Raw genomic sequence first — 5,767 nt, 5'->3', positions numbered from 1 at the left:
GGTGTTGGTGCGGTCCCCGCCACCGTCGTGCAGGAGAATGACATCACCAGGCTGCACGTCATCGAGCACCCGCTCAACGATCGTCGAGGCGTCCGGTCGCTTCCAGTCGCGGGTGTCGAGGGTCCAGTCGAGGATCGTCATCCCGTGGTCCCTGGCTGTCGGGGCGACCTCGGGCGTGACGTACATCGCGGGTTGCCGGAAGAACCGAACCGGTGCGTCGGGGGCCGCCTCGGCGATCGCGTCAGACGTGTCGGTGATCTCTTTCTCGATGACGTCGACCGGTCGTGTGCTGAGCTCGGCGTCATGGCTGTACGAGTGGTTGCACAGCGCATGCCCCTCGTCGACGATGCGTCGCACGAGTTCGGGCTGGTTGCGGGCCTGTTCTCCGACGATGCAGAACACCGCCGTGGCCTCGTGCGCGGCGAGCATGTCCAGGATCTGTGCCGTATAGGTAGCATGCGGGCCGTCGTCGAACGTCAAGGTGACCGGGGCAGCGCCGCTCGAACTCTCGGGCAACTCGGGCACGTCAGCACCGCCGGTGTCGGGGAATTCGCGGTCACCGCCGCTGTCCTCCGCCTCATCGCCGGCCTCGTCCTCGTCTGCGTCGTCGCCGTCTTCGTCACCTGCGCCGGATCCGCCGCCATCACCCGAATCGTCGCTCGAGGCAGAGTCATCCGAGCGTCTGGCCGCGTCCTCCTCGTCAGCCGAGCTGTTGTTGCTCATACTGAATGCGATCATCCCGATGACCAGGCCGATCAATATGGGACCCGTTGGCTTCATGTGTCTCCCCAGCACCGAGCACGTGTCCGGTCCAATGATCGTAAACGATCACGAGCGGGGTGCGGGAGCGACTCGCCGCAATTCACCCGGTTTATGGATCCTCAGCCTGAGTGATGACCGCTAGCGGCACGAGTGTCAGTTCGACCTCTCACTCTCCGCGGGCTGGATGTGGGCATCCGGTCCGGGGTAGACGAGCGCCTCGGAGCCGCTGTCGGTCCAGCGGACCAAGAACGGCGGCTCGCCCTGAGGGCCGTGGGTCTCGAGGATCTCGCCGTCACGGCGTCCGAGCCCGACCTTGGCCCCTTCGATGACCAGATGGTCTCCTGTGTGTGCTTGCACGTCACCCTCCTGGAAGTCGTTGAGCATCTCTGCGCTCGCGATCCGTAGCCACCTCATACCCAGCCTGCGCCTCGGCAGGCGGCGTTCGCAAGATGGTCTGGACGTTTGGCTGTGGAGTTATCGCGGCGTTTACCCCGCCGCACCGGGTTCGTGACTCGGCTATCCCGAGATGACATGTCCGTCCGAGCGATGCTCACCTGGATCCATCGAGTGGAAGTCTTCCGATGACGACAGTGGCGCCGAGCTCGTCGGAACCGACGACGCGCGTCAGCAGCCCGTTGCGACCGAACATGTCGACGGCCACCACGGCCTGATCCTCGCCCGTCTCGACCAGCACATGGCCACCTGGCGTGAGCCAGTACGGCGCAGCCGCGGCCACCCTCCGCTGGGCATCGAGCCCGTCGGCGCCGCCGTCAAGAGCGACCCGCGGCTCGTGCAGGCGGGCTTCGGCAGGCATCAGTGCGATCTTCTCGGTAGGCACGTATGGCGTGTTGGCGATGAGGACGTCGATGCGGCCACGCAGGCGATCGGGGAGAGGCTCGAACAGGTCACCTTCGTATACGCGGCCGCCGACGTCGGCGATGTTGCGACGGGCACATCGGACCGCAGCCGGATCGAGGTCGGCGGCATGAAGCTCGAGGCGGTCCATCCGGGTTGCGAGCACCATCCCGATCGCTCCGGAGCCGCAGCACAGGTCGGCTACGATCGCCTCGCCGCCGCTCTCGACCGCGCCGAGCAGCTCGGCGGCCTGGTCGACCATCAGTTCGGTGCGCCGCCGGGGTACGAAGACGCCCGGTTCGACGGCGACGCGGATGCCACAGAACTCTGCCCATCCGAGGACATGCTCGAGGGGCAGTCCCGCGATTCGCCGCTCGACCATCCGGGCAAGTTCGGCTGCTCCTCCGGCTGCCCCTCCCGCCGCCGAGATGAGCAGCTCCGCCTCCTGCTCGGCGTAGACGCACCCCGCGGCACGCAGGCGACCCACGATGTCGCCGACAGGTTCGCCAGGCACAGTACGAGCTCCGATCGCGGGGACGCCGGTCGATCAGACGGGCGGCTCCGGGTCGTACTGGATACCGCGCCGGACCTCGCGCGCTCGGTCGACACCGGCCAGGCGCGCGACGAGGTGGAGTGCCATGTCGATGCCTGCGGAGACGCCCGCCGAGGTGACGACGTCGCCGTCGTCGACGAATCGCTCGTCGCGGCGGACGTCGACAGTGGCGTCGATCTCGGCGAGCCGATCCAGCGATCCCCAATGGCTGGTCGCCGGGCGCCCCTTCAGCAGCCCTGCCGCCGCGTATACGAGCGATCCGGTGCAGACACTGGTCATGATGGTCGCCGTCGTCCGCTGGCGGCGGACCCAGTCCAGGTACGTGTCGTCGTTCAGGAGCGGCCGAGCGCCTCGGCCACCGGGAAAGACGACCACCTCGAGGGGTGGGGCGTCGTCGAACGAGTGGTGCGCCTGGATGGTCAGCCCTTTGGCACACGCCACCGGGCCGCCGTCCTTCGACAGGCAGGAGACCGCGTAGCCGTCCTCCGGGAACCGATGGGTCCAGAAGGACAGAACCTCCCACGGGCCGACCGCATCGAGCTCTTCGACGTCGGGAAACAGCACGATCCCGATCTGCTTGGTCGCAGAGTTATCAGTCACGCTCCCATCCAACCACCTCGCGGTCTTCTCGTTCGCCGGCACACCTGTCACCTGCAATCGGGAAAGGGCTACTCGTGTCGCAAGCCGTGCCGGTCCGCCCAGGCCGCGACGGACGTCGCCACCGCCGCTGGCTGGTCCTCTGGCGTGTGATGGCCGGCGACGAGCGCGTGCTCGGCGATCTCTAGGCGGGCCACGTTCGCGGCACACCAGGCGATCGTCTCCGGTCCCATCATCGTTCCGGCTCCGGGTTGGAAGGTCAGCAGGAGCTTAGGCACGTCGTCGCTGGTCGCGAGCCATTTGTCGTAGGCGGCGATCCTGGCGACGACGTCGGCCGGTTCGCCGCCCAGCGGCATCGCACGGGGCCATTGCAGCAGCGGGCGACGGCTGTCACGAGTCGGGAAGGGCTTGCGGTAGATCGCGAGATCGTCGTCGCTCAAGGGAGCGGCGACGCTCCCCGGCAAGAGTTGCTCAATGAAGGCGTTCTGGTCGAGGATCATCGTCTCGCCGACGCCAGGCGTCTTGATGGAACGGAAGATCTCTTGGCCGGCCTCTGGAAACTCCTCCCACTCCATCGGCTTGACGATCGTCTCGGTGAACGCGACGCCCCGGACTCGCCCGGGATGACGCGCGGCCCAGTCGAAGGCGAGCGCGCCACCCCAGTCGTGACCGATCAGCACGACGTCGTCGAGCCCGAGCTGGTCGAACCATGCATCCAGATAATGTGTGTGGTCATCGAATGTGTATTCGATATCCGGTTTACCTGAGTCACCCATCCCGATGAGATCGGGCGCGAGCCGCCGGCCGGGATCGCCGACGGCGGGCATGACATGCCGCCACAAGTGCGACGACGTCGGGTTGCCGTGCAGGAACACCAGCGGTATGCCGGCACCGGACTCGCGGTAGAAGATCGTCGAGTCATGTACGTGTGCTGTGGGCATGGACGTGTTACCTCTCGTGTTCGCGTTGGTCTTCTCGTCTGGCCTTGCCGTGTGAGGTGGCCGAGGGGAGTGGGGTCAAAAGCCGGAGGTGGTTTCCAGCGGATCAGTTGTTGAGCTCCATCACACGGTCGACGGCGATCTCGATCACCACCAGCCCAGACGGGGTGGGAGGCGAGCTTGAGTAACGCTGGGCGTAACGCCGGGTACCTTCGGCGATACGCGAGCGATCGTTGAACACCATGGCGGTCCCTTCGAGAGTGATCCACCGGAAACCCACAACCTGGCAGAGCGCTATCTGGCGGTCCGGATGCGCCTCGACGTTCGTGGCCTTCCGGCGCGAGCCCACGGACATGACACGTGCCAGGCGGGCATGACCGTCCCACGTGAAGCGCACCGGTGCGACGTGCGGTGAGCCGTCGGGCCGGAACGTGGTCAGAGTCGCGAGATGCGGTTCAGCCAGAAACGCCTCTGCCGCGGCGGTGAGGTGCGACGGCGACTTCTTCACGCGCGCCCACCTTGTGACTCTGCCGCCGCAGCGTTGGTGAAGGCTGCGACGTTGCGGACTGCCCAGTCAGCGAAGGTCCTCGGTGCACGTCCCAGGATCCGCTCGACGCCGGTGCCCACCCTCTGCTCCCCGGGCAGCGGATCGCCCAGAATGGACAGGGTGCCGTCAACGACCCGCTCGGGCATGAACCGCAGCATCTCGGCGCGTGCCTCGTCGCGGTCTTGTTCGATGAATCGTACTGGCGTTCCTAACGCCGCGCCGATCGCGCTGGCCCGCTGCCGCGGCGTGATCGGCTCTGGTCCGGTGAGGTCGTAGGTCAGGCCGGAGTGGCGGCCGTCGCGCAAGATCGTTGCGGCGGCGTCTGCGATGTCGGCCGGGTCGATGGTGGGTAGCGCGACGTCGCCGAACGGCGCGATGACGGTTCGCCGCGCGCGCACGGCCTCGGCCCAGGCGAACGCGTTGGAGTTGAGCCCGCCGGATCGGAGAATCGTCCAGTCCAGACCCGAGCCGCGCACGGCGTCCTCGAACGATCGTGGGTGGTGGTAAGCCTCCGGCCGTGTCCCAGCGCCCTGAGAGGACAACAGAACGAGCCGCTGGATCCCGCTGGCCTGGGCGACGTCGATGATCTCTCGCGGCATCTCGCCGGCCACGAGGAGGAACAGCGCCTCCGCCCCATCGAACGGGGCCTTCAGGCTCTGAGGGTCGGACAGGTCTGCCGGCTGGTGCCGGACGCCATCGGGGACGTTGTGTGCACCGGACGCCCCGCGTGAGACAGCCGTTATCTCCGTCCCGCCATGTTTGAGTGTTCGCACAAGCGACCGTCCGACGTTTCCCGTCGCTCCGGTGACAACAATCACGATCTTGCTCCCGTTTTATCAGTTGAACGACTGCCGAATTGCGTCGTGCCACCCAAGCTAGGCAGGAAACTTACTCATGGAAAGGACATACCTTCGGGTAAGCTCAAGACGTGGAGAACGGGGTTCAGGTCACGGAGTGGTCGTCGTTCGCGGACAGTGACGTGTTTCACACCGACTGTCCGGCTCGTCACGTGCTTGACCATGTGACAAGCCGGTGGGGAGTGTGGGTTCTACTGGCGTTGCGGGGGAGCGACCTGCGGTTCTACGAGCTGCGGGAGCGGATCGAGGGGATCAGCGAGAAGATGCTGTCGCAGACGCTGCGTACGCTCGTCCGGGACGGCCTGGTCTGGCGGACGGTGGAGCCGTCGACGCCACCTCGGGTGTCGTACGGGTTGACGCCGCTGGGGCGCGGGACCAGTGAACCGCTGTCCACGCTGTTCTACTGGCTCCGCGACAACGCACACGGCATACTTGCCACACAGGCCGAGTTCGACCAGGTCGGCGGCACCTGAGCCGCCCGTCGTACGTGTCCGGCGTGCTGCGAGACTGGTGCGTATGAACGCACCTGAAGTCGATGTGAGTGTTGTACCCGAAGACGCCCGGCTGGTTGACGTGCGGGAAGATCCGGAGTGGCAAGCAGGACACGCTCCGCACGCTGTACATGTGCCGATGAGTGAGCTGCCGGGCAGGCTCGACG

General features: G+C 66.5%; 9 protein-coding genes. 2 read left to right on the top strand and 7 right to left on the bottom strand.

Annotated features, from left to right (window positions below; all coding sequences use genetic code 11):
• The 7 genes from ELR45_RS00070 to ELR45_RS00040 all read right to left on the bottom strand — a co-directional run.
• Window positions 1-780: polysaccharide deacetylase family protein (locus ELR45_RS00070; protein ID WP_165367324.1), on the bottom strand; the 780-nt coding region annotated here is incomplete at its 3' end.
• A 135-nt stretch (window positions 781-915) separates the two neighbouring features.
• Window positions 916-1,176, bottom strand: coding sequence for a DUF1918 domain-containing protein (locus ELR45_RS00065; protein WP_205855606.1), 261 nt, complete (start codon window positions 1,174-1,176; stop codon window positions 916-918).
• 136 nt (window positions 1,177-1,312) lie between these two features.
• Window positions 1,313-2,131 (bottom strand): putative protein N(5)-glutamine methyltransferase, encoded by an 819-nt coding sequence (locus tag ELR45_RS00060; RefSeq protein ID WP_205855605.1) that lies wholly within the window; start codon window positions 2,129-2,131, stop codon window positions 1,313-1,315.
• A 33-nt stretch (window positions 2,132-2,164) separates the two neighbouring features.
• The gene (locus tag ELR45_RS00055) at window positions 2,165-2,770 is read right to left on the bottom strand and encodes a DJ-1/PfpI family protein (protein WP_129662465.1); all 606 of its coding nucleotides are present in this window, start codon (window positions 2,768-2,770) and stop codon (window positions 2,165-2,167) included.
• Between the two features lie 68 nt (window positions 2,771-2,838).
• A complete protein-coding gene (locus tag ELR45_RS00050; RefSeq protein WP_129662464.1) occupies window positions 2,839-3,708 on the bottom strand; it encodes a haloalkane dehalogenase in 870 nt (289 codons plus the stop codon).
• Window positions 3,709-3,811: 103 nt separating this feature from the next.
• Complete coding sequence (locus ELR45_RS00045; RefSeq protein WP_129662463.1) at window positions 3,812-4,213, bottom strand: pyridoxamine 5'-phosphate oxidase family protein; 402 nt, start codon at window positions 4,211-4,213, stop codon at window positions 3,812-3,814.
• Window positions 4,210-5,070: an NAD(P)H-binding protein gene (locus ELR45_RS00040; RefSeq protein ID WP_129662462.1), complete on the bottom strand. Its 861-nt coding sequence runs from the start codon at window positions 5,068-5,070 to the stop codon at window positions 4,210-4,212. Before ELR45_RS00040 ends, ELR45_RS00045 begins: the two co-directional genes overlap by 4 nt.
• 110 nt (window positions 5,071-5,180) lie before the next feature.
• Here ELR45_RS00040 and ELR45_RS00035 point away from each other — a divergent pair, with 110 nt between their 5' ends.
• Together ELR45_RS00035 and ELR45_RS42385 are read left to right on the top strand one after the other, a co-directional pair.
• The gene (locus tag ELR45_RS00035; RefSeq protein WP_129662461.1) at window positions 5,181-5,582 is read left to right on the top strand and encodes a winged helix-turn-helix transcriptional regulator; all 402 of its coding nucleotides are present in this window, start codon (window positions 5,181-5,183) and stop codon (window positions 5,580-5,582) included.
• Window positions 5,583-5,625: 43 nt separating this feature from the next.
• The coding region (locus tag ELR45_RS42385) for a rhodanese-like domain-containing protein (protein WP_420813784.1) at window positions 5,626-5,767 on the top strand (142 nt) is incomplete at its 3' end.

The sequence above is a fragment of the Phytoactinopolyspora endophytica genome (genome assembly GCF_004138495.1).
In the GTDB taxonomy this organism is placed as follows: Bacteria; Actinomycetota; Actinomycetes; order Jiangellales; family Jiangellaceae; genus Phytoactinopolyspora; species Phytoactinopolyspora endophytica.
This window is presented reverse-complemented; position numbering and strand designations above follow the sequence as displayed.